Consider the following 25,262-nt stretch of genomic DNA (forward strand, 5'->3'; position numbering starts at 1 on the left):
GCGCCGACCGGGGCTTGCAGGCGATGCTTGTCCAGCGCACATGCCCCAGCGGCGCTTGGCTGCAACGCCGCAGTACTTCGGCTGGCCGAACAGGGTGCATGCCATAATCGTGGTTTTTATTGTTCACAGTCGGGAGTTCACGTCGATGGGTTTCTTGAAAAGAATCGGACTGGCCGCCGCGTTGCTCGCGTGCCTGATTCCTGCCGCACGGGCGGAAAGCATCACGCTGGCGGTTACCGATGTGGGGGGCATGAAGAAGCTGCAGGAGTCCTTCGGCCCGTTCAAGGATGCGTTATCGAAGGCGACTGGACAGGAGATCACGTTACTGCCGGTGGAAACCCATACGGCGGCGCTGGAGGCCCTGCGCGCCAAGAAGGTCGACTTCCTGCTCACCGGACCGGCCGAATATGTGGTGATCCACAAGCAAACGAAGGCCCGCATCGTCGTGGGACTTTTGCGCCCCGACTATTTCGCGACCATCGTAACGCTCGCCGACAGCCCTTATCGTAGCGTCCAGGACCTGAAGGGCACCAAGATCGGTCTCGGCGACGCCGGCTCCACCTCCAGGCACCTGGGGCCGCTCCAGGCCCTGGCCGACGCCGGTCTGAATCCGCTGAAGGACGCCAAGGTCGTCAACTTCGATACGCGGACGCTCTGGGATGCGCTGAAGCGAAAGGAAGTCGCCGCCATCGGCATGAACAACGCCAACTTCATCGCCGCGCGCAAGCTGGAAAAGAAAATGGGCGGTTTGCCGCCCGACGCCTTCCGCGTGATCGCCCACGGGCCCGTTTTGCCGAGCGACGTGCTGGTGGCGGGAGCGCACGTGGACGAGCAGGCGGTCGAGAAGGTCCGCAATGCCGTCTCGACGCACTCCGATGAACTCATCTCCGCCATTGTCAACGGTCGCGGCAATAAGAAATACCGTGGCATGCGCTTCGTCACCCACGTCGACGACAGCGACTATGACTACGTGCGATCCATGTATGCCACGGCTGGTTATCCTGAATACGACAAGTTCATCGGCGACTAAGGATCAGCGGGCAATAGGCCGGTTGCTGGCGTCATATGCCGGCCAGCGCGCCTGCAGGCCGAGCCGGTCGATGGCGGTGTCGACGTACTTCGGCTCGATCCATTGGGCCACGTCGATGTCGCCGCGGATCAGGCCGAGTTCCCTGGATTCCTGCACCGTGGTGCGGTAGCGCTCGACGAAGAACGCATCCAGCAGCGGCGAATAGCGGCGCTGGAACGACTGCCCCTCCTGCTCGGCGCGCAGCGCCTCGAGCGGCGTGCCGGAGTTGGCCCAGAGCGAAAGCACCGTTTCCTGGTTGGCCGGGTCCGAGGTCCAGGCCGCGGTCCTGACCAGGGCGGTCACCACCTTCTGCACCAGCTCGGGATGCTCGCGCTCGAACTCGCCGCGCACCAGCACATGGCCCTGGCGGGTCAGGCGCGGATCGACGGCGCGGGTGTCGTAGAGGATCCGGCCGACGCCGGAAGCCTGCAGATCGAAGGCCCGCGCGTCGAACCAGGCGCCGTCGATATCCTTCGAGGTCAGCGCGGCGGCCATGGTGGCGAAGTCCATGTTGAGGGTGCGGAAGTCGCGCTCGCCGAGGCCCCGGTGCTTCAGGGCGCGCAGGATCGCCAGGTGCAGGTTGGTGCCCTTGAAGAGCGCCACGCGCTTGCCCTTGAGGTCGTTCAGGGTTCTGGCCGGGGAATCGGCCGGCACCACCAGGTAGGTGGAGCTGAGCAGGTTGTCGGCGGCGATCAGCCGGGTATCCAGGCCGCCGGCCTTGGCGACCACCGCCGGCAGGTCGCCCTGCACGGCAAAATCCAGCTGCCGGTTGGCCAGCGCCTCGTTGACCGCGGGGCCGGCGCCCTTGAAGTAGTGCCACTCGACTCGCACGTCGCTGCCCTCCAGTTCCTGCTGGAGGGCCTTGCGCTGGTCGGCGAGGCCGGCCACCCCGCCGTTGGAAAAGGGCACGCCGCCCTTGCCGACCTGGGCGACGCCGAAGCGGATGGTCACGGGCTCGGCGGCACTGAGCGGAAGCGGCGCCAGCAGCAGGGCCGCACTCAGCAGTCCGGGCAGCAGGGAGGCCAGCAGGTTGGTCTTCTTCATCGCGGATGTCCTTATTCGGCTCGAGGGGCTTGGCGGTGCGCAGGACAACCGCCCGATAGCCACGGAGCAAGCGCTGTGCCGAAGCGGACGAAGCTCCGGCTGCGCCATGCCCGCGCGGGGAGCGCTTCACGCCGCTGGCCGAATGGCCCGGCGAAACGTCCCGATTCGCGGCGGCCTCAAGTGCGGCAACTGTTGCATACGGCGCAGCCGCCGCGGCCAACTGTTGAAAATCTCCCAGCGTGCTCCCGCCGTTTCTGCCGAAGCGGGCGCCGGAAACCCTGGCGATCCCCTGCAGCCCCGAGCCGGCGCGGCCTCCAGCGGCAGGGCGAAGTGCTGGCATGCATTCTGCCTTGGTAGTCCCGCGACCTTCCGGCCACTCCGGAAGCCTTCTTCACGACTCCCTGCCAAGGAAACGCGCCATGAGCAAACGCCAGCTTGCGCTGAATGCCTTCATCCTGCCGACCGGCCATCACATCGCCGCCTGGCGGCGTACGGACGTGCCGGAGCACGCCAACCACGACTTCGGCGACTACGTCCGCGTGGCCCTCCTGGCCGAGGCGGCCAAGTTCGATGCGGTGTTCGTCTCCGACTCGGTGGCGGTGAACGCGGCCAATAGCGGCAGCGGCCAGGAGGAACTGGCACTGACCGCCCGCGGCACCCGCCTGGAACCCTTCACCCTGCTCGCGGCGCTGGCCGCGGTGACCGAGCGCATCGGCCTGATCGCCACCGTCAGCACTACCTACAACGAGCCCTACCACCTGGCGCGCAAGTTCGCCTCGCTGGACTGGATCTCCAGGGGGCGCGCCGGCTGGAACCTGGTGACCTCCTCGGCGCCGGCCGAGGCGCTGAATTTCAACCAGAGCGAGCTGCCCGACCACGGCGAGCGCTACCGACGCGCCGAGGAGTTCCTCGACGTGGCGCAGGGTTTGTGGGACAGCTGGGAGGACGACGCCTTCGTCCGCGACAAGGCCAGCGGCCAGTTCTTCGATCCGACCAAGCTGCACGTGCTGGACCACCAGGGCGAGCACTACCGGGTGCGCGGCCCGCTGAACGTGGCGCGCTCGCCGCAGGGCTACCCGGTGCTGGTGCAGGCCGGCTCCTCCGAGCCGGGCCGGGAAATCGCCGCGCGCAGCGCCGAGGCGATCTTCACCGCCCACCAGAGCCTGGAAAGCGCCCAGGCCTTCTACGCCGACGTGAAAGGACGCCTGGCCAAGTACGGCCGCGCGCCCGAAGAACTGAAGATCCTCCCGGGGATCTTCCCGGTGGTCGGCCGCAGCGAGGCCGAAGCCCAGGCCAAGTACCGCGAACTGCAGGAGCTGATCGACCCGCGGGTCGGCGTCAACCTGCTCAGCGCGCTGATCGGCAGCGACCTGTCCGGCTTCGATGTCGACGGTCCGCTGCCCGAGCTGGCGGCCACCAACCAGAACAAGAGCCGCCAGGCCCTGCTGCTCGAACTGGCGCACCGCGAGAACCTGACCATCCGCGAACTCTACCTGCGTATCGCCGGCGCCCGCGGCCACTGGACGGTGGTGGGCACCCCGGTGCAGATCGCCGACCAGATCCAGAGCTGGTTCGAGCAGGGCGCGGCCGACGGCTTCAACGTGCTGGCCCCCTGGCTGCCCGGCGGCCTGGAGGAGTTCATCGAACTGGTGGTGCCGGAACTGCGCCGCCGCGGGCTGTTCCGCGAGGAGTACAGCGGCAGCACCCTTCGCGAGCACCTGGGCCTGGCCCGCCCGGAAAACCGCCATGCCGCCGGGCGCGACCGGCGCGCGGCGAGCTGATCCCCGTCCCGGCGGGCCGCCGCGGCCCGCCCCAGCGTTCATCCGCACAAGGAGTTGCCATGCCGTCCCCCGCCCGCCTGCAGCAGGCCGTGCCTCGAGCCGAGGCGCTCGTCATCACCCCGCTGTCCCTGCACATCGGCGCCCAGATCGACGGGATCGACCTGTCGCGCCCGCTGCCCTCCGCCCAGCGCGAGGCCATCCGCGCCGCTTTGCTGCGCTGGAAGGTGCTGTTCTTCCACGACCAGCACCTCGACCACGCCCAGCAGGTGGCGCTCGGCCGGCAGTTCGGCGAGCTGACCGTCGGCCACCCGGTGTTCGGCCATGTCGAGGGACACCCGGAGATCTATTCGGTCGGCCGCGACCGCTTCAAGGCGCGCTTCACCGACGAGCGCCTGGTGCGCCCGTGGAGCGGCTGGCACACCGACGTGAGCGCGGCGGTCAACCCGCCGGCGGCGGCGATCCTGCGCGGCGTGGACATCCCGCCCTATGGCGGCGACACCCAGTGGACCGACCTGGTGGCCGCCTACAACGGCCTGTCGCCGACCCTGCAGGCCTTCGTCGACGGCCTGCGCGGCGAGCACCGCTTCACCCCGCCGGAGGGCGCCGAGGCGCGGCCGGGTTTCAGCGAACCGCTGGCGGCCCGCCCGCTGATCAGCGAACACCCGCTGGTGCGGGTGCACCCGGAAACCGGCGAGAAGGCGCTGTTCGTCAGCCCGAGCTTCCTCAAGCGCATCGTCGGCCTCAGCCCGCGCGAGAGCGAGCAGTTGCTGGAACTGCTCTTCGAGCAGGCGATCCGCCCCGAATACACCGTGCGCTTCAAGTGGCGGCCCGGCTCGCTGGCCTTCTGGGACAACCGGGTCACCGCCCACCAGCCGCCGACGGACATCCACGCCACCGACCTCGCCCGCCAGCTGTACCGCATCACCCTGGTCGGCGAGATCCCCGTCGGCCCGGACGGCCGCCCCTCCCGCGTTATCGCCGGCGAGCCGGTGCTGGCCCATCCGGCCGCCTGATCCCTTCCATCCATCCAACGGGGGCGTGACCACGCCGTCGCCCCCGCCACGAGGTATCGCATGACCGTCCTGTACATCGCCTCCGGCGCCTGCTCCCTGGCCGCCCACAGCCTGGTCCACGAACTCGACCTGCCGATCCGCATCGAATCGGTGGCCCTGCGCACCCCCGACTCGCCGATCCACGCCGTCAACCCGCTGGGCCGGGTGCCGGCGCTGCAGCTCGACGACGGCACGGTGCTCACCGAGAACAGCGCGCTGCTGCCCTACCTGGCCGACCTCAGGCCGGAAGCCGGGCTGTTCGCCCCGGCCGGAAGCTGGGAGCGCACGCAGATCCAGAGCTGGATCGGCTACCTGACCTCCGAGGTGCATGTCGGCGGCTTCCGCCCGCTGAACCGTCCGGAGCGCTACTCGGCCGACGAAGGCGCCCATCCGGGCATCCGCGCCCAGGCCGCCGAACAGCTGCACCAGGCGCTGGCGCACATCGAGCGTCACCTGAACGGGCGGCAGTGGCTGGTGGACGAGCGCTACAGCATCGCCGACGCCTATCTCGGGGTGTTCGCCGGCTGGCTGCCGCGCCTCGGCGAGCGCTTCGCCGACCTGGCGCAGATCGCCCGCGTCGGCGCGGCCTTCCGCGCCCGCCCGGCGGTCCAGAAGGCTCTGGCCGCCGAAGGGCTGCTGTAGGTCCGGCGCCCGCCGATCCGCGGCGGGCCGCCACATGGGGTACTCTGCCCTTCCACCCACCTCGGCAAAGGAAATCCGCAATGATCTACCGCCCACTCGGCAGGACCGATCTCCAGGTCAGCGCGCTGGCGCTCGGCAGCATGACCTGGGGCGAACAGAACAGCGAAGCCGAAGGCTTCGAGCAGATCCGCCGCGCCCAGGCAGCCGGGATCAACTTCATCGACACCGCCGAGATGTACCCGGTGCCGCCGAAGGCGGAAACCGCCGGCGCCACCGAGACCATCATCGGCCACTACTTCAGGCGCCACGGCGGGCGCGGCGACTGGATCGTCGCCACCAAGGCGGCACCGCCGGGCAACGGCATCACCCACATCCGCGGCGGCCGCAACCATTTCGACCGCGCCAACCTGACCGCCGCGGTGGACGCCAGCCTCGCGCGCCTGCAGACCGACTACATCGACCTCTACCAGCTGCACTGGCCGGACCGGCAGACCAACTTCTTCGGCCAGCTCGGCTACCGGCACGACCCGGACGCCCATATCACGCCGATCGAGGAAACCCTGGAGGCCCTCGACGGCCTGGTGAAGAGCGGCAAGATCCGCCATATCGGCCTCTCCAACGAGACGCCGTGGGGCGTGCAGCGCTTCCTGCACCTGGCGGAAACCCACGGTTGGTCGCGGGCGGTGTCGATCCAGAACCCCTACAACCTGCTCAACCGCAGCTTCGAGGTAGGCCTGGCGGAAATCGCCATCCGCGAACAGGTCGGCCTGCTCGCCTACTCGCCGCTGGCTTTCGGCCTGCTCTCCGGCAAGTACGAGAACGGCGCCCAGCCGCCGAAGGCGCGGCTGACCCTGTTCGAGCGCTTCCAGCGCTACAACAGCCCGCAGGCGCGCCGCGCCGCCAGCGCCTACGTCGCCCTGGCCCGCGAGCACGGCGTCGATCCGGCGCAACTGGCCCTGGCCTACGTCACCAGCCGGCCGTTCGTCACCAGCAACATCATCGGCGCCACCAGCCTGGAACAGCTGGAGAGCAATATCGCCAGCCTCGACCTGAAGCTGGGCGACGAGTTGCTCGCCGGTATCGAGCGCATCCATACCGAGCAGCCCAACCCGGCGCCTTGAAAGCCGCCGCTTTCGTAGGGTGGACAACGCCGCAGGCTTGTCCACCATGGTGGATGGCCTCGGCCATCCACCCTACTGCTGCCCCGAGAACACCTCAGACCCGCGGTGCGCGCGTCTCGGGCAGCAGGTCGTAACGCTTCAGCAGGGTGCGCAGGGCGTGGCGGCTGATGCCGAGGCGGTCGGCGCTGTGCACCTGGTTGTAGCGATGGCGCTGCAGGGTGGTTTCCAGCAGCAGCGACTCCCAGCGCGCCAGCAGGCCGTCGTCGCCGCGCTCGAGCAGCTCGCCGAGCTGCTTCTGGATGCCCTGCCAGAGCGGATCGACCGGGGCCTCGGCCGGCGCCGTCAGCGGCCGGGCGCTGACCGGCGGCGCGCTGCGCGGGCGCAGCTGCAAGTGGCGGCCCTCGATCGGTTGGCCGCCGGCGAGCAGCGCGGCGGACAACAACACGTTCTCCAGTTCGCGGATGTTCCCCGGCCAACTGTGCCCGAGCAGGCGCTCGAGGGCGTCCGGCGCCAGCGCCGGCTCCTCGCGGGCGTGCTCGCGGGCGAACTGGCCGAGGAAGTGGCGGGCCAGCGGCAGGATGTCGCCGGGCCGGTCGCGCAGCGGCGGAATGGCCAGGGTGACGATGTTCAGGCGGTAGAACAGGTCCTCGCGAAAACGCCCGGCGGCAATCGCCGACTGCAGGTCGACGTGGGTCGCGGTGACCAGCCGCACGTCGATAGGAATCGGCTTGCGCCCGCCGACCCGCACCACCTCGCGCTCCTGCAGCACGCGCAGCAGCTTGACCTGCAGCGCCAGCGGCAGGTCGCCGATCTCGTCGAGGAACAGGGTGCCGCCGTTGGCCGCCTCGAACCAGCCCTCGCGGCGCCCGGTGGCGCCGGTGAAGGCGCCGGCCTCGTGGCCGAAGAACTCGCTCTCGGCCAGGGTCTCGCTGATCGCCGCGCCGTTCACCGCGACGAACGGCCCCTTGCGCCCGCTGCGCTGGTGCAGGTGGCGGGCCAGCAGCTCCTTGCCGGTGCCGGTCTCGCCCTGGATCAGCACCGGCACCGGGCTGCCGGCGACCAGCTCGGCCTGGGCCAGCAGTTGCTGCGAGCGGGCATCGGCGAACAGCAGGGCCTTGGCGCGGATCTCCATGCGGCTGTTTTCGTGGGGAGCCAGGGTCAGGACGGGAGCGCTCATGGACGGCCTCGCGGACAGATATTCGGTGCGGCAGGACTCTAGCGGCCAATGCTTATGTTTAAAAATAATCAAATCGGATTTGTATATTCCATTTAATCGATATATGCCCTTGCCGGAGCACAGCCGGCAACTGCGGGATAATCGCCAGCGGGCTGCGCAAGCTGCGCGAAATCCAACAGTTCCGCAGCCATGAGGCGGCCAAAAGCCGCGAAATCACTGACTCACCGGCAATGGCATGCTTTCTGCTCCTGCCCTGGGGACGAATGCGCGGCCCCCTGCTCGCCGAGCGGCCTGCCGCCGGCCGCAGCGCCGCGCAGGCTCAATCCCATCGCCTGCGGCAAGGAGTCGCAGTAGTCCCACAGGAGAAACGACATGCCCCTGGATATCCGCCCCGTCACCGGCCGCATCGGCGCCATCGTCAGCGGCGTGCGCCTGACCGATCTGTCCGATGCGCAGTTCGCCGAGCTGCAACAGGCCCTGCTCAGGCACAAGGCGCTGTTCCTGCGCGACCAGCACCTCAGCGACGCCGAGCAGGAAGCCTTCGGCCGCCGCTTCGGCGATCTGGTGGTCCATCCGACCGTGCATACCGCGGAAAACACCGCCGGTATTTTCGACGTGGACTCCGAGCGCTCGCGAGCCAATTCCTGGCATACCGACATCACGTTCGTCGCCGACTATCCGAAGGTCACCATCCTGCGCGGCGAGGTGATTCCCGAGGCCGGCGGCGACACCGTGTTCGCCAACACCGTCAGCGCCTACCAGGATCTGCCGGAGCCGCTGCGCGTGCTGGCCGACAGCCTGTGGACCCTGCACACCAACGTCTACGATTACGCCGCGCCCAAGCAGATCGAGGCGGTCGCCAACAAGCGTTTTCGCGAAGAGTTCACCGCCACCCGCTACGAGACCGAGCACCCGCTGGTCCGCGTGCACCCGGAAACCGGCGAGAAGGCGCTGGTGCTCGGCCATTTCGTGCAGAAGATCCTCGGCCTCAACTCCCGCGATTCGCACGCGCTGCTGGAGATTTTCCAGGCGCACATCGTCAGGCTGGAGAACACCGTGCGCTGGCGCTGGAGCAAGGGCGACGTGGCGCTGTGGGACAACCGCGCCACCCAGCACATCGCCGTCGACGACTACGGCAGCGCCCGGCGCATCGTGCGCCGCACCACGGTGCTCGGGGAGATTCCGGTGTCGGTCGGCGGCGAAACCAGCCGGGCCATCAAGCCCAGCCCGGAGACCCGCATCCCGCGCAGCGAAGCGGACAAGCTGGCGCTGAAGAAGGCCGGCTGAAACCTTCGGCGGCCCGCGCGGTCGCCGCTGCTGCCTGCGCATTCCCCGCGAGGATCGCCCCTCGTCGGATCGCCGAACCCGTGCCCACGGCCCTCGCGGCAGTGGCAGGGCGCGGCGACAAGAGGCAAGCTAGTCACCATACGCAGGGCTAAGTGGCCTGTGCGGTTGATTGGTTAACTCAAGTTCGGATGACCGAGGTTCCGAGACAAGGCGCCGCGACGAGTCATAGCAGGGCTATGGCGAGGAGTGGCAACGCCGTATCGGGACTTCGGGCGCTGAAATTGACTAATCGAATCAACCAAACAGGCCACTCGAGAACCGCCGCCCTGCCCAGCCTGCCCCTGATCGACAAGAGGCCATCCCATGTACGCCTGGCTCAACGCCTTGCCCAAAGCCGAACTGCACCTGCACCTCGAAGGCTCGCTGGAGCCGGAACTGCTGTTCGCCCTCGCCGAACGCAACAAGGTCGCCCTGCCCTGGGCCGACGTGGACAGCCTGCGCAAGGCCTATGCCTTCCGCAACCTGCAGGAATTCCTCGACCTCTACTACCAGGGCGCCGGGGTGCTGCGCACCGAACAGGACTTCTACGACCTGACCTGGGCCTACCTGCAAAAGTGCAAGGTGCAGAACGTCGTCCATACCGAACCCTTCTTCGACCCGCAGACCCACACCGAGCGCGGCATCCCCTTCGAGACGGTGCTGAGCGGCATCGGCCAGGCGCTGGAGGACGGCCGCAAGCAGCTCGGCATCAGCAGCGGGCTGATCCTCAGCTTCCTGCGCCACCTTTCCGAGGAGGAAGCGCACAAGACCCTCGACCAGGCCCTGCCCTTCCGCCACGCCTTCATCGCCGTGGGTCTGGACAGCTCGGAAAAGGGTCATCCGCCACGCAAGTTCCGCCAGGTGTTCGAGCGCGCCCGCGCCGAGGGCTTCGCCGCCGTCGCCCATGCCGGCGAGGAAGGCCCGCCGGAGTACATCTGGGAAGCCCTCGACCTGCTCAAGGTCAAGCGCATCGACCACGGCGTGCGTGCCGCGGAGGACCCCAGGCTGCTGGAGCGGCTGATCGACGAGCAGATCCCGCTCACCGTCTGTCCGCTGTCCAACGTCAAGCTCTGCGTGTTCAAGGACATGGCCGAGCACAACATCCTCAAGCTGCTGGAAATGGGCGTGAAGGTGACGGTGAACTCCGACGACCCGGCCTATTTCGGCGGCTACGTCACGGAGAACTTCGCCGCCCTGCAGGAAAGCCTCGGCATGACCTGCGAGCAGGCCGAACGCCTGGCCCAGAACAGCCTGGATGCTCGCTTGGTCTGAATTGGTTACAGGCCTTTCCCACCGGCGGCGCGGTCATGGTGGAAAATCGCTGCGCGAGTTTTTCACCCTACGCGCGGCACCGTCGAATCTCCGGAGGATGCAGTGATCCAGTTTCTCCTCAACCGCGAACTGCGCAGCGAGCGCACCCTCGACCCGAACCTCACGGTGCTCCGCTACCTGCGCGAGCACCGGCACAAGACCGGCACCAAGGAAGGCTGCGCCTCCGGCGACTGCGGCGCCTGCACCGTGGTGATCGGCGAACTGGTCGGCGAGGCGGGACGGGAGCACCTGCGCTACCGCAGCCTCAACGCCTGCCTGACCTTCGTCGCCGCCCTGCACGGCAAGCAGTTGCTCACGGTGGAAGACCTCAGGCACGACGGCCAGTTGCACGCCGTGCAGCAGGCGATGGTCGACCAGCACGCCTCGCAGTGCGGTTTCTGCACGCCCGGCGTGGTCATGTCGCTGTTCGCCCTGCAGAAAAACGCCGACAGTCCCGACCGGGAGCAGGCCTGCGCCGCCCTGGCCGGCAACCTCTGCCGCTGCACCGGCTACCGGCCGATCCTCGCCGCCGCCGAGCAGGCCTGCAGCGTTACGGAGCCGGACCAGTTCGACGCCGCCGAGGCCGAGATCGTCGCCGCGCTCAAGGCCATCGCCCAAGGCAGCACCGAACTGGCCGACGGCGACAAACGCTGCCTGCTGCCGAGCAGCGTCGCCGAGCTGGCCACGCTGTACGCGGCCCACCCCGAGGCGCGGCTGTTCGCCGGCGGCACCGATCTCGCCCTGGAGGTGACCCAGCAGCACCGCGCCCTGCCGCTGACCATCCACCTCGGCCGGGTCGAGGAGCTCAAGCGGGTGACGGTGGGCAGCGACACCCTCGAGATCGGCGCCGCCACGCCGCTGACCGACTGCCATGCGGCGCTGGCCGCCGAGTATCCGGACTTCGGCGCGCTGCTCGCGCGCTTCGCCTCCCTGCAGATCCGCAACCAGGGTACCCTGGGCGGCAACATCGGCAACGCCTCGCCGATCGGCGACGCACCGCCGCTGTTGATCGCCCTCGGCGCGCGCCTGCTGCTGCGCCAGGGCGAGGCCAGCCGCACGCTGGCGCTGGAGGACTTCTTCCTCGACTACAAGGCCACCGCCCTGCAGCCGGGCGAGTTCATCGAGAAGATCCTCGTGCCGCGCGCCCGTCCCGGCCAGGCGTTTCGCGCCTACAAGCTGTCCAAGCGCCTGGACGACGACATCTCGGCGGTCTGCGCCGCCTTCAACCTCACGCTCGAGGACGGCCGGGTGCGCGAGGCGCGCATCGCCTTCGGCGGCATGGCGGCGATCCCCAAACGCGCCGCGGCCTGCGAGCAGGCACTGGTCGGCCAGCCGTTCGATGCCGCCGCCGTCGAGCGCGCCTGCGCGGCGCTGGCCGGCGACTTCGCGCCGCTCAGCGATTTCCGCGCCAGCCGCGAATACCGCCTGCTCGCCGCGCAGAACCTGTTGCGCAAGGCCTTCCTCGAACTGCACACGCCGGCACTGCCGACCCGGGTGACCGATCATGTCTGAGCTCATCTCCCACAGTCAGGAAGAACTCGCCGCACTGTTCCGCGCCGAACTGGCCAGCGGCGTCGGCCGCAGCGTCAAGCACGAGAGCGCGGCCAAGCACGTGACCGGCGAGGCGCTCTACGTCGACGACCGCCTGGAATTCCCCAACCAGCTGCACGTCTACGCGCGCCTGTCCGAGCGCGCCCACGCACGCATCCTCAGGATCGACACCGCGCCCTGCTACGCGATCCCCGGCGTGGCCATCGCCATCACCAGCGCCGACGTGCCCGGCAAGCTGGACATCGGCCCGGTGTTTCCCGGCGATCCGCTGCTCGCCGACGGCACCGTGCAGTACCTCGGCCAGCCGGTGCTGGCGGTGGCCGCCGACAGCCTGGAGAACGCCCGCCGCGCGGCGCTGGCGGCGGTGATCGAATACGAGGATCTGGAGCCGGTGCTGACGGTGGACGAGGCCCTGCGCCGCCGGCAGTTCGTCCTCGACAGCCACAGCCACAAGCGCGGCGACGCCGCCACGGCGCTGGCCGGTGCCCCCCATCGCCTCGCCGGCAGCCTGCGGATCGGCGGCCAGGAGCATTTCTACCTGGAGACGCAGATCGCCGCGGTGCTGCCTACCGAGGACGGCGGCATGCTGGTCCACAGCTCGACCCAGCACCCCACCGAGGTGCAGAAGCTGGTCGCCGAGGTGCTCGGCGTGCCGATGAACAAGGTGGAGGTGGACATGCGCCGCATGGGCGGCGGCTTCGGCGGCAAGGAAACCCAGGCCGCGGCGCCGGCCTGCCTGTGCGCGGTGATCGCCCGCCTGACCGGGCGGCCGACCAAGATGCGCCTGCCGCGCAGCGAGGACATGCGGATCACCGGCAAGCGCCACCCCTTCCAGTTGGAGTACGAGGTCGGCTTCGACGACGACGGCCGCCTGCACGGCGTGCACATCCAGCTGGCGGCCAACTGCGGCTATTCGCCGGACCTCTCCGGGGCCATCGTCGACCGCGCGATGTTCCACGCCGACAACGCCTACTACCTGGGCGAGGCGCTGATCGACGGCCACCGCTGCAAGACCAACCTGGCCTCCAACACCGCCTTTCGCGGCTTCGGCGGCCCGCAGGGGATGCTCGCCATCGAGGAGATCATGGACGCCATCGCCCGCCGGCTCGGCAAGGACCCGCTGGCGGTGCGCAGGCTCAACTACTACGGCAAGACCGAGCGCAACGTCACCCACTACCACCAGACGGTGGAGCACAACCTGCTCGAGGAGATGACCGCCGAGCTGGAGGAAAGCTGCGCCTACGCCGCGCGCCGCGAGGAGATCCGCGCCTTCAACGCGCATAGCCCGGTGCTGAAGAAGGGCCTGGCGCTGACCCCGGTGAAGTTCGGCATCAGCTTCACCTCGAGCTTTCTCAACCAGGCCGGCGCGCTGCTGCACGTCTACACCGACGGCAGCATCCACCTCAACCACGGCGGCACCGAGATGGGCCAGGGCCTCAACACCAAGGTCGCCCAAGTGGTCGCCGAGGTGTTCCAGGTGAACATCGCGCGCATCCAGATCAGCCCGGCGAACACCGGCAAGGTGCCCAACACCTCGCCCACCGCCGCCTCCAGCGGCGCCGACCTGAACGGCAAGGCGGCCAAGGAGGCCGCGCAGACCATCAAGCAGCGCCTGGTCGAATTCGCCGCCCGGCACTGGCAGGTCGGCGAGGAAGACGTGCAGTTCAGGAACGGCCAGGTGCGCATCCGCGACCGCTACCTGAGCTTCGAGGAGCTGATCCAGGCGGCCTACGTCGGCCAGGTGTCGCTCTCCAGCACCGGCTTCTACCGCACGCCGAAGATCTACTACGACCGCGCCCAGGCGCGCGGCCGGCCGTTCTACTACTACGCCTTCGGCATGGCCTGTTCGGAGGTGCTGGTCGACACCCTGACCGGCGAGTACCGCCTGTTGCGCGCCGACATCCTCCACGATGTCGGCGCCTCGCTGAACCCGGCCATCGACATCGGCCAGGTCGAGGGCGGCTTCGTCCAGGGCATGGGCTGGCTGACCAGCGAGGAGCTGGTCTGGGACGACCAGGGCCGGCTGCTCACCGCCGGGCCGGCCAGCTACAAGATCCCCACGGTCGCCGACGTGCCGGCCGACCTGCGGGTCAAGCTGGTGGAGAACCGCCGCAACCCGGAGGACACGGTGTTCCACTCCAAGGCCGTCGGCGAGCCGCCGTTCATGCTCGGCATCTCGGTGTGGTGCGCGATCAAGGACGCCGTGGCCAGCCTCGCTGACTACCGCCTGCAGCCCGCCATCGACGCCCCGGCGACCCCGGAGCGGGTGCTCTGGGGCGTGGAACAGATGAAAAAGCTGCACCAGGACGTAGGGCGGGTGCAACCCGCCGGACAGGGTCAAGGCGCAACTCCCAATGGCGGGTTGCACCCGCCCTACGAATCGGGGAGCCACGCATGAGCAACATGAGCTGGATCGACGCCCTGGCCGAGCTCAAGCAACGCGGCGAGCCCTGCGTGCTGGTGACCATCGTCGAGGAACAGGGCTCCACGCCGCGCAACGCCGGGGCGAAGATGGTGGTCGAGGGCGAGCGGCTGCACGACACCATCGGCGGCGGGCACCTGGAATTCAAGGCCATGCAGATCGCCCGCGAGATGCTGGAGAGTCGCAGCCAGGCCGCGCGCCTGGAGCGCTTCGCCCTTGGCGCCAGCCTCGGCCAGTGCTGCGGCGGCGCCACCGTGCTGCTGTTCGAGCCGCTGGGCCAGCCGCAGGCGCGCATCGCCCTGTTCGGTGCCGGCCACGTCGGCCGCGCCCTGGCGCCGCTGCTCGCCGGCCTGCCGTGCCGGCTGCGCTGGATCGATTCGCGCGAGGAGGAATTTCCCGATCCCCTGCCCGCCGCGGTGGAACGGGTGGTGAACGACGAGGTGCTCGAGGAGGTCGAGCGGATGCCCGCCGGCAGCTACTTCATCGTCATGACCCACGATCACCAGCTCGACCTGCAGCTCGCCGAGGCCATCCTCAAACGCAACGACTTCGCCTACTTCGGGCTGATCGGCTCGAAGAGCAAGCGCGCCCGCTTCGAGCACCGCCTGCACGAACGCGGCCTGGCCGCCGAGACGGTGCAGCGCATGCGCTGCCCGATGGGCCTGCCCGAGGTGAAGGGCAAGCTGCCGCTGGAGATCGCCATCTCCATCGCCGGCGAGGTGATCGCCACCTACAACGCCCGTTTCGGCGAAGAGAGCCAGGGCGGCGAGCGCATCGCCAAACTGTTGCCGGCCTCGCGGCGCAGCCCGGCCTGAATGACCTCTCGGTAGGAGCCAGCTTGCTGGCGATCAGCTCTCTGCGAGGAGTATCGCCAGCAAGCTGGCTCCTACCTTGTCGAGACCGACTCAACACATGAAGGACCGCCCGATGCACGTCCACCGCGCCGCCCTGCTCCACTGCCTCGCCGATCCCCGCGAGGTCGGCATCGAGCACTCCTACCAGTACTTCGAGGACGGCCTGCTGCTGGTCGAGGACGGCAAGATCGCGCAGATCGGCGATGCCGCCAGCCTGCTGCCGATCCTGCCCGCCGGAGTCAAAATGACCGAGCACCGCGACGCGCTGATCGTTCCCGGCTTCGTCGATACCCACATCCACTACCCCCAGGTGGACGTGATCGCCTCCTACGGCACCCAGCTGCTGGAATGGCTGGAGACCTACACCTTCCCCGCCGAGGCGCGCTTCGCCGACCCGGAGCATGCCCGCGCCCAGGCGCGCTTCTTCCTCGCCGAACTCCTGCGCAACGGCACCACCACCGCGCTGGTGTTCGCCACCGTGCACCCGCAGTCGGTGGACGCCTTCTTCGCGGAGGCGAGCCGGCTCGATCTGCGGATGATCGCCGGCAAGGTGCTGATGGACCGCAACGCCCCGGACGACCTGCGCGACGACGCCGCCTCCGGCTACGACGAGAGCAAGACACTGATCGAGCGCTGGCACGGCAAGGGCCGTCTGCACTACGCCGTCACCCCGCGCTTCGCGCCGACCAGCACGCCCGAGCAGCTCGAGCTGGCCGGTCGGCTGCTGCGCGAATACCCCGGCCTCTACCTGCACACCCACCTCTCCGAGAACCGTGCGGAGATCGAGTGGGTCAAGGAACTGTTCCCCGAGCGCCAGCACTACCTGGACGTCTACGACCATTACCGCCTGCTCGGCGCCCGCTCGGTGTTCGCCCACGGCATCCATCTCTGCGACGACGAGTGCCGGCGCCTCGGCACGAGCGGCTCGGCGGTGGCCTTCTGCCCGACCTCGAACCTGTTCCTCGGCAGCGGCCTGTTCGACCTGGCCAGGCTGGAGGGGCACGGCGTGCGCGTCGGCCTGGGCACCGACGTCGGCGGCGGCACCAGCTTCTCCCAGTTGCAGAGCCTCAACGAGGCCTACAAGGTGCTGCAGCTGCAGGGGCAGCAGCTCGATCCGTTCAAGGCGCTGTACCTGGCCACCCTCGGCGGCGCCCGGGCGCTCTACCTGGACGCGCACATCGGCAACCTGCAGCAGGGCAAGGACGCCGACTTTGTGGTGCTGGACTGCAAGGCCACGCCGCTGCTCGCCCGCCGCCTGGAACAGGCGCGCAGCCTTAAGGAAAAACTCTTCGCCCTGACGATCCTCGGCGACGACCGGGCGGTGCGGGAAACCTTCGCCGCCGGGCGTTCGCTGCACCGGCGCGACCGGCCCCAGCCGTAGGCTGGAAAACCGCGCAGCGTTTTCCACCGGCAGTACCGGCGACCTCTCAACTCCCCCGGTAGGTCGAATACCCGTAGGGCGATACCAGCAGCGGTACGTGGTAATGCCCCTCGCCGCTCAGCCCGACGCGCAGCACCACCACGTCGAGAAAGGCCGGCTCGGCCAGGCTCGACCCACGGCGGCGGTAGTAGTCGCCGGCATGGAAGTGCAACTCGTAGATACCGGCGCGAAACGCCTCGCCCTCCAGCAGCGGCGCGTCGCAGCGCCCGTCGGCGTTGGTCACGGCCTGCGCCAGCAGCTGCCGCTGTTCGCCGTCGAGACGGTAGAGGTCGATGGCGATGCCTGTGCCGGGGCAGCCGTGGGTGGTGTCGAGCACGTGGGTGGTCAGTCTGGCCATGGGTACTGCGGAGCCGGCGGCCCCTTCCTCCTGCATCCGGATGAGCGGTAGATTTGCAGGAAATACCCTTGTCCCGATAGTTTCAAGCCCAGACACCCGCCGACAGGAGAGTCCCGTGACCAGCCCCTATCCCCGCGACCTGATCGGTTACGCCGGCCAGCCGCCCCACCCGCAGTGGCCGGGCGAGGCGCGCATCGCCCTGTCCTTCGTGCTCAACTACGAGGAAGGCGGCGAGCGCTGCATCCTCCACGGCGACCAGGAGTCCGAGGCCTTCCTCTCCGAGATGGTCGCCGCCCAGCCGCTGCCGGGCGTGCGCAACCTGTGCATGGAGTCGCTCTACGAATACGGCAGCCGCGCCGGGGTCTGGCGCCTGCTCGAGCTGTTCCGCCGCGAGGGCGTTCCGCTGACCGTGTTCGCCGTGGCCATGGCCGCCGAGCGCCACCCCGAGATCATCAGGACGATGGTCGCCGACGGCCACGAGATCTGCAGCCACGGCTACCGCTGGATCGACTACCAGTACCTGGACGAGGCCGAGGAGAAGACGCACCTGGACCGGGCCATCGACATCCTCGCGCGGATCGCCGGCGAGCGCCCGCTCGGCTGGTACACCGGGCGCCTCGGCCCCAACACCCGCCGGCTGGTGCGCGAGGAAGGCGGCTTTCTCTACGACTCGGACGCCTACGACGACGACCTGCCCTATTGGGACCCGGCCTCCAGCGCGGCAAAACCCCATCTGGTGATCCCCTACACCCTGGACACCAACGACATGCGCTTCACCCAGGTGCAGGGCTTCAACAGCGGCGACGACTTCTTCACCTATCTCAAGGACGCCTTCGACGTGCTCTACGCCGAGGGCGAGGCCGGCGCGCCTAAGATGCTCTCGATCGGCATGCACTGCCGTCTGCTCGGCCGTCCGGCGCGCTTCGCCGCCCTGCAGCGCTTCGTCGATTACGTGAAGGGCCACGACAAGGTCTGGTTCGCCCGGCGCGTCGACATCGCCCGCCACTGGCATGTCACCCACCCCTTCCCGGGAGCCGGCCAATGACCGCCTTCGCCACCGTAAAGCCCTCGGCCCTGTCCCGCGAGGCCTTCGTCGAAACCTTCGGCGGCGTCTACGAGCATTCGCCGTGGATCGCCGAAACACTGTTCGCTCAAGGCATCAGCGCTGCGGACGACGACATCGAACGCCTGCACGCGCGCCTGGCGCAGGTCGTCCGCACGGCGCCCCGCGCGGCGCAGCTGGCGCTGATCCAGGCCCACCCGGACCTGGCCGGCAAGGCCGCGGTGCGCGGCGAGCTGAGCGCGGCCAGCACGGCCGAGCAGGCCGGCGCCGGCATCCAGGACTGCACGGCCGAGGAGTTCGAGCGCTTCGAGCGCCTCAACGCCGCCTACAAGACACGCTTCGGCTTCGTCTTCATCATGGCGGTGAAGGGCAGCGACCGGCAGCGAATCCTCGCCGCCTTCGAGGAGCGCCTGAACCACACGCCCGAGCAGGAATTCGCCCGCGCCCTGGCCGAAATCGACAAGATCGCCCTGTTCCGCCTGCAGGCGATGTAAGGATGCCCATGAAAAAATACGCCGCCCCCTTCGAGAAATACCTCAACCTCGCCGACGCCCGCCTCGGCACCCGCGCCCTCTACGTCACCGACGACTGGTTCGCGCCGGTCGAGCGGATGCTCCAGCCCACCGAGCCCGAGTGGAAGGAAGGCGTCTACGACGACAACGGCAAGTGGATGGACGGCTGGGAGTCGCGGCGCAAGCGCTTCGAGGGCTACGACCACGCGGTGCTGCGCCTCGGCGTGCCCGGCACGATCAAGGGCGTGGACATCGACACCCGCTACTTCACCGGCAACTACCCGCCGTCCGCCTCGCTGGAGGCCTGCTTCCTCGCCGAAGGAGATCCCGACGAGCACACCGAATGGGTCGAGGTGCTGCCGGCGGTGGAGCTGCAGGGCAACAGCCACCACTACCACGCCATCGCCGACCAGCGTCCCTGGAGCCACCTGCGCTTCAACATCTACCCGGACGGCGGCGTGGCGCGCCTGCGCGTCTACGGCATCCCGCACCGCGACTGGAGCGCGGTCGACGCCGACGAGCCGCTCGACCTGGCCGCCGCGCTCAACGGCGGGCGCGCCCTGGCCTGCTCCGACGAGCACTTCGGGCGCATGGGCAACCTGCTCAATCCGGGACGCGGGATGAACATGGGCGACGGCTGGGAAACCGCGCGGCGGCGCACGCCGGGCAACGACTGGGTGATCGTCGCCCTCGGCCATCCCGGCGAGATCGAGCGGATCGTCGTCGACACCCTGCACTTCAAGGGCAACTACCCGGATAGCTGCTCGATCCAGGCGGCCTTCGTCAAGGGCGGCACCGACAGCCAGATCGAGACCCAGAGCCTGTTCTGGCGCGAGCTGCTGCCCAACCGGAAGCTCTCGATGCACCAGGAGCACGAATTCGTCGAAGAGATCGCCCCGCTCGGGCCGATCACCCACGTGCGCCTGAACGTCTTCCCCGACGGCGGCGTCAGCCGCCTGCGGCTGTTCGGCCGGCTGGCCAGATAGCCGGCGGATTTGAAACTGCCATTTTTCATTGAGAGCCCAGTCCATGCGCACCCTGAGCATCGAACCCCTGAGCAAGGCCGCCTTCGCCCCCTTCGGCGAGGTGATCGAGACCGAGGGCAGCGACTACTTCATGATCAACAACGGCTCGACCCGCCGCTACCATGCCCTCGCCCGGGTACAGACCGCCGCGCCCGAGGACCAGGCCATCCTCAGCATCTTCGTCGCCCGGACGCTGCCCCTGCCGCTGACCATCCGCATGCTGGAGCGCCACCCGCAGGGCAGCCAGGCCTTCGTGCCGCTGCGCGGCAACCCCTTCCTGATCGTGGTCGCCCCACCGGGGGATGCCCCGCATCCGGAACAGGTGCGCGCCTTCCTCAGCAACGGCCGGCAGGGTGTCAACTACCAGCGCGGCGTCTGGCACCACCCAGTGCTGGCGCTGGCGGACGACGACGAATTCCTGGTGATCGACCGCAGCGGCGCCGGCGCCAACTGCGACGAGCATTTCTTCGGCGAAGACGAGCAACTGCTCCTGCGCCATCCGTGACAGACAGGGTCCGCCGCCGCGGGCCAGAGGTATCTTGCGTGGAAGCACACCTGACCGAATGGCTGAACCTCGCCATCCGCTGGATTCACATGATCGTCGGCATCGCCTGGATCGGCGCTTCCTTCTATTTCGTCTGGCTGGAGAACAACCTCGACCGGCGCAATCCCCGCGAAGGACTCGCCGGCGATCTCTGGGCGATCCACGGCGGCGGCATCTATCACCTGGAGAAGTACAAACTGGCCCCGCCGCGCATGCCGGAAAAGCTCCACTGGTTCAAGTGGGAGGCCTACAGCACCTGGCTGTCCGGCGTCGCCCTGCTCAGCGCGGTCTACTACCTGAACCCGAACCTCTACCTGCTCGCCCCCGGCAGCGCACTGCCGCCGGCGGCAGCGGTGGCGCTGGGCTTCGGTTCGCTGATCGCCGGCTGGTTCGTCTACGACCGGCTGTGCGACTCGCCGCTGGGCCGGCGCCCGGCGCTGCTCGGCGGCCTGCTCTTCGTGCTGGTCGTCCTCGCCGCCTGGGGCTACAGCCTGGCGTTCGGCGGCCGCGCCGCCTACATCCATACCGGTGCGCTGATCGGCACCCTGATGGTCGGCAACGTGTTCCGCATCATCATGCCGGCCCAGCGCGACTTGGTGAGCGCCATCGAGCAGGGCCGCGCACCGGACCCGCGCCTGCCGGCCAAGGGCCTCCTGCGCTCGCGGCACAACAATTACCTGACCCTACCGGTGCTGTTCATCATGATCAGCAACCACTTCCCCAGCACCTACGGCAACCCCTGGAACTGGGCGATCCTCGCTGCTCTTTCGGCGCTCTCGGTGCTGGTACGCCACTACTTCAACACCCGCCACGCCAGCCAGCGCTTCGCCTGGGCGCTGCCGGCCGCCGCCCTCGGGCTGCTCTGCCTGGCCTTCGTCAGCGCGCCGCGGCAGACGCCCGTGCCGGCCGCCGGCAGCACGCCGCCGGCCGGCCAGTTCGCCCGGGTCGCCGCGGTGATCGAGGAGCGCTGCACGGTCTGCCATTCCGCCAGGCCCACCAGCCCGCTGTTCGCCAGCGCGCCGGGCGGGGTGATGCTCGACAGCCCCGCGCAGATCCGCGCCCTGGCGCCGAAGATCCACGCCCAGGCGGTGGCCAGCCAGCTCATGCCGCTCGGCAACCTCACCGGCATGACGGTGGAAGAACGCGAGCTGATCGGCGCCTGGATCGCTGCGGGGGCGCGGATCGACTGAAGCGGGCGGACATCGCACATTTATTGACCGCCGGCGGTGTTTCGCCGTCCGCAATGCCGCACAGTCGGAACAGGAGCTAGCCCATGGCGGTGCCGCGCAATTGGCAATCCTGCCAATGGCACCGGCCCTGTCCCGCTGCTAGCCTCCTAGACAGAGTCCGCCCCAGCGTCGGGCGAGGACAAAAAGAACAATGGGGGTTCCCCATGAGCGAGCGAGACGCCATTCCCAGCGTCAGGCTGCTGATCGACGGTCGCTTCGTCGAATCCGTCAGCGAACAGTGGCGCGACATCGTCAATCCGGCCACCCAGCAAGTCCTGGCCCGCGTACCCTTCGCCACCGGGGCGGAACTGAACGCGGCGGTGGCCAGTGCCCACGAGGCCTTCACGACCTGGCGCAAGACGCCGATCGCCGCTCGCGCCCGAATCTTCCTGAAATACCAGCAACTGATCCGCGAACATCTCAAGGAACTGGCGGCGATCCTCACCGCCGAGCAGGGCAAGACCCTGGCCGACGCCGAGGGCGACGTGCTGCGCGGCCTGGAGGTGGTCGAGCATGCCGCTGGCATCGGCAACCTGCAGCTCGGCGAGTTGGCCAACAACGTGGCCGCCGGCGTCGACACCTACACCCTGCTGCAGCCGCTCGGCGTCTGCGCCGGCATCACCCCCTTCAACTTCCCGGCGATGATCCCGCTGTGGATGTTTCCGATGGCCATCGCCTGCGGCAACACCTTCGTCCTCAAGCCCTCCGAGCAGGACCCGATGGTCGCCATGCGCCTGGCCGAGCTGGCCCTGGAGGCCGGTGTGCCCCCCGGGGTGCTCAACGTGGTCCACGGCGGCGCCGAGGTGGTCGACCGGCTCTGCGAGCACCCGGACATCAAGGCGATCTCCTTCGTCGGCTCGACCCGCGTCGGCAGCCACGTCTACCGGCGCGCCAGCCAGGCCGGCAAGCGCGTGCAGTGCATGATGGGCGCGAAGAACCACGCCATCGTCCTGCCCGACGCGCACCGCGAGCAGACCCTCGCCAACCTCGTCGGTGCCGCCTTCGGCGCGGCCGGACAGCGCTGTATGGCGGTCTCGGTGGCGATCCTGGTCGGCGAGGCGCGCCAGTGGCTGCCGGAGCTGGTGGCGAAGGCCGCGAGCCTCAAGGTGAACGCCGGCATCGAGCCCGGCAGCGACCTCGGCCCGCTGATCTCCCGTGCCGCCCTGGAGCGGGTCTGCAGCCTGATCGAATGCGGCGTGCAAGAAGGCGCCCGGCTCGAACTGGACGGCCGCCACCCGCCGGTTTCCGACTATCCGCAGGGTAATTTCGTCGGCCCGACCGTCTTTTCAGAGGTCACCCCCGAAATGAGCATCTACCGCGAGGAAATCTTCGGCCCGGTGCTCTGCGTGATGCAGGCCGCGACCCTCGACGAGGCCATCGCCCTCGTCAACGCCAACCCCCACGGCAACGGCACCGCCCTGTTCACCCGCTCCGGCGCCGCCGCCCGGCATTTCCAGGAGGAGATCGACGTCGGCCAGGTGGGCATCAACGTGCCCATCCCGGTACCCGTGCCGCTCTTCTCCTTCACCGGTTCGCGGGCCTCCAAGCTCGGCGACCTCGGCCCCTACGGCAAGCAGATCGTGCAGTTCTACACCCAGACCAAGACCGTCACGGCGCGCTGGTTCGACGAAGGCGACGTCGGCGGCCCGGTGAACACCACCATCACCCTCAAGTGAGCCGAGGAGGAAATCGTCATGCACATCGGTTTCATCGGGCTCGGCAACATGGGGGCGCCGATGGCGCGCAACCTGCTCAAGGCCGGTCACCGGCTGAGCGTCTGCGATCTTTCCGCAGCGGCCGTCGCCGCTTTGGCCGAGGCCGGCGCGAGCGCCTGCGACTCGCCCGCCGCCGTGGCGCACAGCGAGGCCGAGCTGATCGTCACCATGCTGCCCGCCGCCGCCCATGTGAAGGCGGTCTACCTGGGCGAAGGCGGCCTGCTCGAGCAGATCCGTCCGGGAGTCCTGCTGATCGACAGCTCCACCATCGACCCGTTGAGCGCCCGCGAAGTCGCCGCCGCCGCGCGTGCGCACGGCAACCCCATGCTCGATGCGCCGGTCTCCGGCGGCACGGCGGGTGCCGCGGCCGGCACCCTGACCTTCATGGTCGGCGGCGCCGCGGAGGACTTCGAACAGGCCCGGCCGATCCTCGCCGCCATGGGCAAAAACATCGTCCACTGCGGCGACGCCGGCAACGGCCAAGTGGCCAAGGTCGCCAACAACCTGCTGCTCGGCATCTCGATGATCGGCGCCGCCGAGGCCATGAGCCTGGGCGTGGCGCTGGGCATGGACGCCAGGGTGCTGGCCGGCGTGATCAACAGCTCGAGCGGCCGCTGCTGGAGTTCCGACACCTACAACCCCTTCCCCGGCGTGCTCGACGACGTTCCTGCCGCGCGCGGCTACAGCGGCGGCTTTCGCTGCGACCTGATGCTCAAGGACCTCGGCCTGGCCAGCGAAGCCGCCCGCCAGGTGGGCCAGCCGGTGATCCTCGGCGCCCTCGCCCAGCAGCTCTATCAGACCTTTGTAGTCCAGGGCCATGAAGCCCTGGACTTCTCCGCTATCATCCGCCTTTACAACAAGGACAATCACCCATGACGCACCTTTCCGACTGCCCCGTTCTGGTTGCAGAGAGCAACCGTATCGGCTATCTGACCCTGAACCGCCCGGCCAGCCTCAACACCCTCACCCTGCCCATGGTCTGCGCCCTGCAGCGCCAGCTCGAAGCCTGGGCGGCGGACCCGACGATCCTCGCCGTAGTGCTGCGCGGCGCCGGCGGAAAAGCCTTCTGCGCCGGCGGCGACATCCGCGCGCTGTACGACAGCTTCCTTGCCGAGGATGGTCGCTACCTGAGCTTCTTCGAGAAGGAATACGCCCTCGACCACTACCTGCACTGCTATCCCAAGCCGGTGCTGGCGCTGATGGACGGCTTCGTTCTCGGCGGCGGCATGGGCCTGGTCCAGGGCAGCCTGCTGCGGGTGATCAGCGAGCGGACCCGCGTGGGCATGCCGGAAGTCGGCATCGGTTACTTCCCGGACGTCGGCAGCAGCTACTTCCTCTCCCGCCTGCCCGACGCCCTGGGCCTCTACCTGGGCGTCACCGGCGTGCATCTCTCCCCCGCCGACGCCCTCTACGCCGGCCTGGCCGACTGGTATCTGCCCAGCGAGGGCTTCGCCGAACTGGAGCGCAGCCTGGACACCCTGAGCTGGGACGTACACCCGCGCCAGGCGATCGGCAATCTGCTCGCCAGCTTCGGCAAGCGGCATCTGGCGGGCGGCGAACTCAAGAACCTGCACCCGGCCATCGAAACCCACTTCTCCCTCCCGGACATCCCGACCATCCGCGCCTCGCTGCTCGCCGAACACCGCCCGGAGTACCGCGCCTGGGCCGAGGAAACCGTCCGCCTGCTCGACAGCCGCTCGCCGCTGTCCCTCTGCGTGACCCTGGAGCTGCTGCAACGCGGCCGCCACCTGTCCCTCAACGACTGCTTCGCCCTGGAACTGCACCTGGACCGCCAGTGGTTCGCCCAGGGCGACATCATGGAAGGCGTGCGGGCCCTGCTGGTCGACAAGGACAAGTCCCCCCGCTGGAGCCCGCCGACCCTCGGCGAAGTCAGGCCCGAGCAGGTCCAGGCCTTCTTCGCCGACTTCAGACCAGGCGAGGAGCGGGTGGGCTGGGGGATGTAAAGGGAAGGCTCTGGCCGGTCCCCCTCCGTCTTGTAAGGAGGGATGCGATTAGCTGCGATAGCGGAGCATCGCGGTACCGCCA

22 protein-coding genes are annotated in these 25,262 nt (G+C 68.9%); 19 read left to right on the top strand and 3 right to left on the bottom strand.

The window, feature by feature from the left end; genetic code table 11:
• Window positions 1-40 precede the first annotated feature (40 nt).
• Window positions 41-1,030, top strand: coding sequence for a PhnD/SsuA/transferrin family substrate-binding protein (locus tag BMY22_RS01345; protein WP_244158762.1), 990 nt, complete (start codon window positions 41-43; stop codon window positions 1,028-1,030).
• A gap of 3 nt (window positions 1,031-1,033) precedes the next feature.
• Here BMY22_RS01345 and BMY22_RS01350 read toward each other — a convergent pair whose 3' ends face one another.
• On the bottom strand, window positions 1,034-2,113 hold the full coding sequence (locus BMY22_RS01350) for an ABC transporter substrate-binding protein (protein WP_090618964.1): 1,080 nt from the start codon (window positions 2,111-2,113) through the stop codon (window positions 1,034-1,036).
• A gap of 419 nt (window positions 2,114-2,532) precedes the next feature.
• Between BMY22_RS01350 and BMY22_RS01360 the strand changes: the two genes are divergently transcribed.
• The 4 genes from BMY22_RS01360 to BMY22_RS01375 all read left to right on the top strand — a co-directional run bounded on the left by BMY22_RS01360 (window position 2,533) and on the right by BMY22_RS01375 (window position 6,709).
• Window positions 2,533-3,894: an LLM class flavin-dependent oxidoreductase gene (locus BMY22_RS01360; protein WP_090618966.1), complete on the top strand. Its 1,362-nt coding sequence runs from the start codon at window positions 2,533-2,535 to the stop codon at window positions 3,892-3,894.
• A gap of 59 nt (window positions 3,895-3,953) precedes the next feature.
• A complete protein-coding gene (locus BMY22_RS01365) occupies window positions 3,954-4,907 on the top strand; it encodes a TauD/TfdA dioxygenase family protein (RefSeq protein ID WP_090618967.1) in 954 nt (317 codons plus the stop codon).
• A gap of 60 nt (window positions 4,908-4,967) precedes the next feature.
• On the top strand, window positions 4,968-5,588 hold the full coding sequence (locus tag BMY22_RS01370) for a glutathione S-transferase N-terminal domain-containing protein (protein WP_090618969.1): 621 nt from the start codon (window positions 4,968-4,970) through the stop codon (window positions 5,586-5,588).
• 80 nt (window positions 5,589-5,668) lie between these two features.
• Entirely contained in the window at window positions 5,669-6,709 is a 1,041-nt protein-coding gene (locus BMY22_RS01375) for an NADP(H)-dependent aldo-keto reductase (protein ID WP_090618971.1), read from the top strand.
• 94 nt (window positions 6,710-6,803) lie between these two features.
• Here the strand turns inward: BMY22_RS01375 and BMY22_RS01380 are convergent, their stop codons facing one another.
• Window positions 6,804-7,841 carry a sigma-54 interaction domain-containing protein gene (locus BMY22_RS01380; RefSeq protein ID WP_090619104.1) on the bottom strand — a complete coding sequence of 346 codons (1,038 nt, stop codon included), beginning with the start codon at window positions 7,839-7,841 and terminating at the stop codon, window positions 6,804-6,806.
• 417 nt (window positions 7,842-8,258) lie between these two features.
• On the opposite strand from BMY22_RS01380, the gene BMY22_RS01385 reads away from it, so the two are divergent.
• The 6 genes from BMY22_RS01385 (at window position 8,259) to guaD (ending at window position 16,731) form a co-directional block, all read left to right on the top strand.
• Window positions 8,259-9,173, top strand: coding sequence for a TauD/TfdA dioxygenase family protein (locus BMY22_RS01385; RefSeq protein ID WP_090618972.1), 915 nt, complete (start codon window positions 8,259-8,261; stop codon window positions 9,171-9,173).
• Window positions 9,174-9,536: 363 nt separating this feature from the next.
• Window positions 9,537-10,484 (top strand): adenosine deaminase, encoded by a 948-nt coding sequence (locus tag BMY22_RS01390; RefSeq protein WP_090618974.1) that lies wholly within the window; start codon window positions 9,537-9,539, stop codon window positions 10,482-10,484.
• Window positions 10,485-10,586: 102 nt separating this feature from the next.
• Window positions 10,587-12,035, top strand: a complete 1,449-nt coding sequence (gene xdhA / locus BMY22_RS01395; protein WP_090618976.1) for a xanthine dehydrogenase small subunit — start codon at window positions 10,587-10,589, stop codon at window positions 12,033-12,035.
• Window positions 12,028-14,472, top strand: a complete 2,445-nt coding sequence (xdhB, locus tag BMY22_RS01400) for a xanthine dehydrogenase molybdopterin binding subunit (RefSeq protein ID WP_244158764.1) — start codon at window positions 12,028-12,030, stop codon at window positions 14,470-14,472. Before xdhA ends, xdhB begins: the two co-directional genes overlap by 8 nt.
• Window positions 14,469-15,311 carry a xanthine dehydrogenase accessory protein XdhC gene (xdhC, locus tag BMY22_RS01405; protein WP_090618977.1) on the top strand — a complete coding sequence of 281 codons (843 nt, stop codon included), beginning with the start codon at window positions 14,469-14,471 and terminating at the stop codon, window positions 15,309-15,311. Before xdhB ends, xdhC begins: the two co-directional genes overlap by 4 nt.
• 112 nt (window positions 15,312-15,423) lie before the next feature.
• A complete protein-coding gene (guaD, locus tag BMY22_RS01410; protein ID WP_090618979.1) occupies window positions 15,424-16,731 on the top strand; it encodes a guanine deaminase in 1,308 nt (435 codons plus the stop codon).
• Window positions 16,732-16,777: 46 nt separating this feature from the next.
• Here the strand turns inward: guaD and uraH are convergent, their stop codons facing one another.
• Window positions 16,778-17,128, bottom strand: coding sequence for a hydroxyisourate hydrolase (gene uraH, locus BMY22_RS01415; protein ID WP_090618981.1), 351 nt, complete (start codon window positions 17,126-17,128; stop codon window positions 16,778-16,780).
• 115 nt (window positions 17,129-17,243) lie between these two features.
• Between uraH and puuE the strand changes: the two genes are divergently transcribed.
• The 8 genes from puuE to BMY22_RS01455 all read left to right on the top strand — a co-directional run bounded on the left by puuE (window position 17,244) and on the right by BMY22_RS01455 (window position 25,180).
• A complete protein-coding gene (puuE, locus tag BMY22_RS01420) occupies window positions 17,244-18,173 on the top strand; it encodes an allantoinase PuuE (RefSeq protein WP_090618982.1) in 930 nt (309 codons plus the stop codon).
• On the top strand, window positions 18,170-18,685 hold the full coding sequence (uraD, locus tag BMY22_RS01425) for a 2-oxo-4-hydroxy-4-carboxy-5-ureidoimidazoline decarboxylase (protein ID WP_090618984.1): 516 nt from the start codon (window positions 18,170-18,172) through the stop codon (window positions 18,683-18,685). Before puuE ends, uraD begins: the two co-directional genes overlap by 4 nt.
• A gap of 8 nt (window positions 18,686-18,693) precedes the next feature.
• Window positions 18,694-19,689, top strand: coding sequence for an allantoicase (gene alc, locus BMY22_RS01430; RefSeq protein ID WP_090618985.1), 996 nt, complete (start codon window positions 18,694-18,696; stop codon window positions 19,687-19,689).
• Window positions 19,690-19,732: 43 nt separating this feature from the next.
• Window positions 19,733-20,233: an ureidoglycolate lyase gene (locus tag BMY22_RS01435; protein WP_090618987.1), complete on the top strand. Its 501-nt coding sequence runs from the start codon at window positions 19,733-19,735 to the stop codon at window positions 20,231-20,233.
• A 38-nt stretch (window positions 20,234-20,271) separates the two neighbouring features.
• Window positions 20,272-21,462: a urate hydroxylase PuuD gene (locus tag BMY22_RS01440; RefSeq protein WP_090618988.1), complete on the top strand. Its 1,191-nt coding sequence runs from the start codon at window positions 20,272-20,274 to the stop codon at window positions 21,460-21,462.
• Window positions 21,463-21,665: 203 nt separating this feature from the next.
• Complete coding sequence (locus BMY22_RS01445; protein ID WP_090618990.1) at window positions 21,666-23,177, top strand: CoA-acylating methylmalonate-semialdehyde dehydrogenase; 1,512 nt, start codon at window positions 21,666-21,668, stop codon at window positions 23,175-23,177.
• An 18-nt stretch (window positions 23,178-23,195) separates the two neighbouring features.
• Window positions 23,196-24,092, top strand: a complete 897-nt coding sequence (gene mmsB, locus BMY22_RS01450) for a 3-hydroxyisobutyrate dehydrogenase (protein WP_090618991.1) — start codon at window positions 23,196-23,198, stop codon at window positions 24,090-24,092.
• The gene (locus BMY22_RS01455) at window positions 24,089-25,180 is read left to right on the top strand and encodes an enoyl-CoA hydratase/isomerase family protein (RefSeq protein WP_090618993.1); all 1,092 of its coding nucleotides are present in this window, start codon (window positions 24,089-24,091) and stop codon (window positions 25,178-25,180) included. The genes mmsB and BMY22_RS01455 overlap by 4 nt, the downstream gene beginning before the upstream one ends.
• Window positions 25,181-25,262 lie beyond the last annotated feature (82 nt).

Origin of the sequence: Azotobacter beijerinckii (genome assembly GCF_900110885.1) — a bacterium.
Classification (GTDB): Bacteria; Pseudomonadota; Gammaproteobacteria; order Pseudomonadales; family Pseudomonadaceae; genus Azotobacter; species Azotobacter beijerinckii.

Bases quoted from the DNA above. Each gene is read 5' to 3' on its own strand.
- BMY22_RS01345 (WP_244158762.1), top strand. From the start codon at position 41: ATGCCCCAGCGGCGCTTGGCTGCAACGCCGCAGTACTTCGGCTGGCCG.
- BMY22_RS01350 (WP_090618964.1), bottom strand. From the start codon at position 2,113: ATGAAGAAGACCAACCTGCTGGCCTCCCTGCTGCCCGGACTGCTGAGT.
- BMY22_RS01360 (WP_090618966.1), top strand. From the start codon at position 2,533: ATGAGCAAACGCCAGCTTGCGCTGAATGCCTTCATCCTGCCGACCGGC.
- BMY22_RS01365 (WP_090618967.1), top strand. From the start codon at position 3,954: ATGCCGTCCCCCGCCCGCCTGCAGCAGGCCGTGCCTCGAGCCGAGGCG.
- BMY22_RS01370 (WP_090618969.1), top strand. From the start codon at position 4,968: ATGACCGTCCTGTACATCGCCTCCGGCGCCTGCTCCCTGGCCGCCCAC.
- BMY22_RS01375 (WP_090618971.1), top strand. From the start codon at position 5,669: ATGATCTACCGCCCACTCGGCAGGACCGATCTCCAGGTCAGCGCGCTG.
- BMY22_RS01380 (WP_090619104.1), bottom strand. From the start codon at position 7,841: ATGGAGATCCGCGCCAAGGCCCTGCTGTTCGCCGATGCCCGCTCGCAG.
- BMY22_RS01385 (WP_090618972.1), top strand. From the start codon at position 8,259: ATGCCCCTGGATATCCGCCCCGTCACCGGCCGCATCGGCGCCATCGTC.
- BMY22_RS01390 (WP_090618974.1), top strand. From the start codon at position 9,537: ATGTACGCCTGGCTCAACGCCTTGCCCAAAGCCGAACTGCACCTGCAC.
- xdhB (WP_244158764.1), top strand. From the start codon at position 12,028: ATGTCTGAGCTCATCTCCCACAGTCAGGAAGAACTCGCCGCACTGTTC.
- xdhC (WP_090618977.1), top strand. From the start codon at position 14,469: ATGAGCAACATGAGCTGGATCGACGCCCTGGCCGAGCTCAAGCAACGC.
- guaD (WP_090618979.1), top strand. From the start codon at position 15,424: ATGCACGTCCACCGCGCCGCCCTGCTCCACTGCCTCGCCGATCCCCGC.
- uraH (WP_090618981.1), bottom strand. From the start codon at position 17,128: ATGGCCAGACTGACCACCCACGTGCTCGACACCACCCACGGCTGCCCC.
- uraD (WP_090618984.1), top strand. From the start codon at position 18,170: ATGACCGCCTTCGCCACCGTAAAGCCCTCGGCCCTGTCCCGCGAGGCC.
- alc (WP_090618985.1), top strand. From the start codon at position 18,694: ATGAAAAAATACGCCGCCCCCTTCGAGAAATACCTCAACCTCGCCGAC.
- BMY22_RS01435 (WP_090618987.1), top strand. From the start codon at position 19,733: ATGCGCACCCTGAGCATCGAACCCCTGAGCAAGGCCGCCTTCGCCCCC.
- BMY22_RS01445 (WP_090618990.1), top strand. From the start codon at position 21,666: ATGAGCGAGCGAGACGCCATTCCCAGCGTCAGGCTGCTGATCGACGGT.
- mmsB (WP_090618991.1), top strand. From the start codon at position 23,196: ATGCACATCGGTTTCATCGGGCTCGGCAACATGGGGGCGCCGATGGCG.
- BMY22_RS01455 (WP_090618993.1), top strand. From the start codon at position 24,089: ATGACGCACCTTTCCGACTGCCCCGTTCTGGTTGCAGAGAGCAACCGT.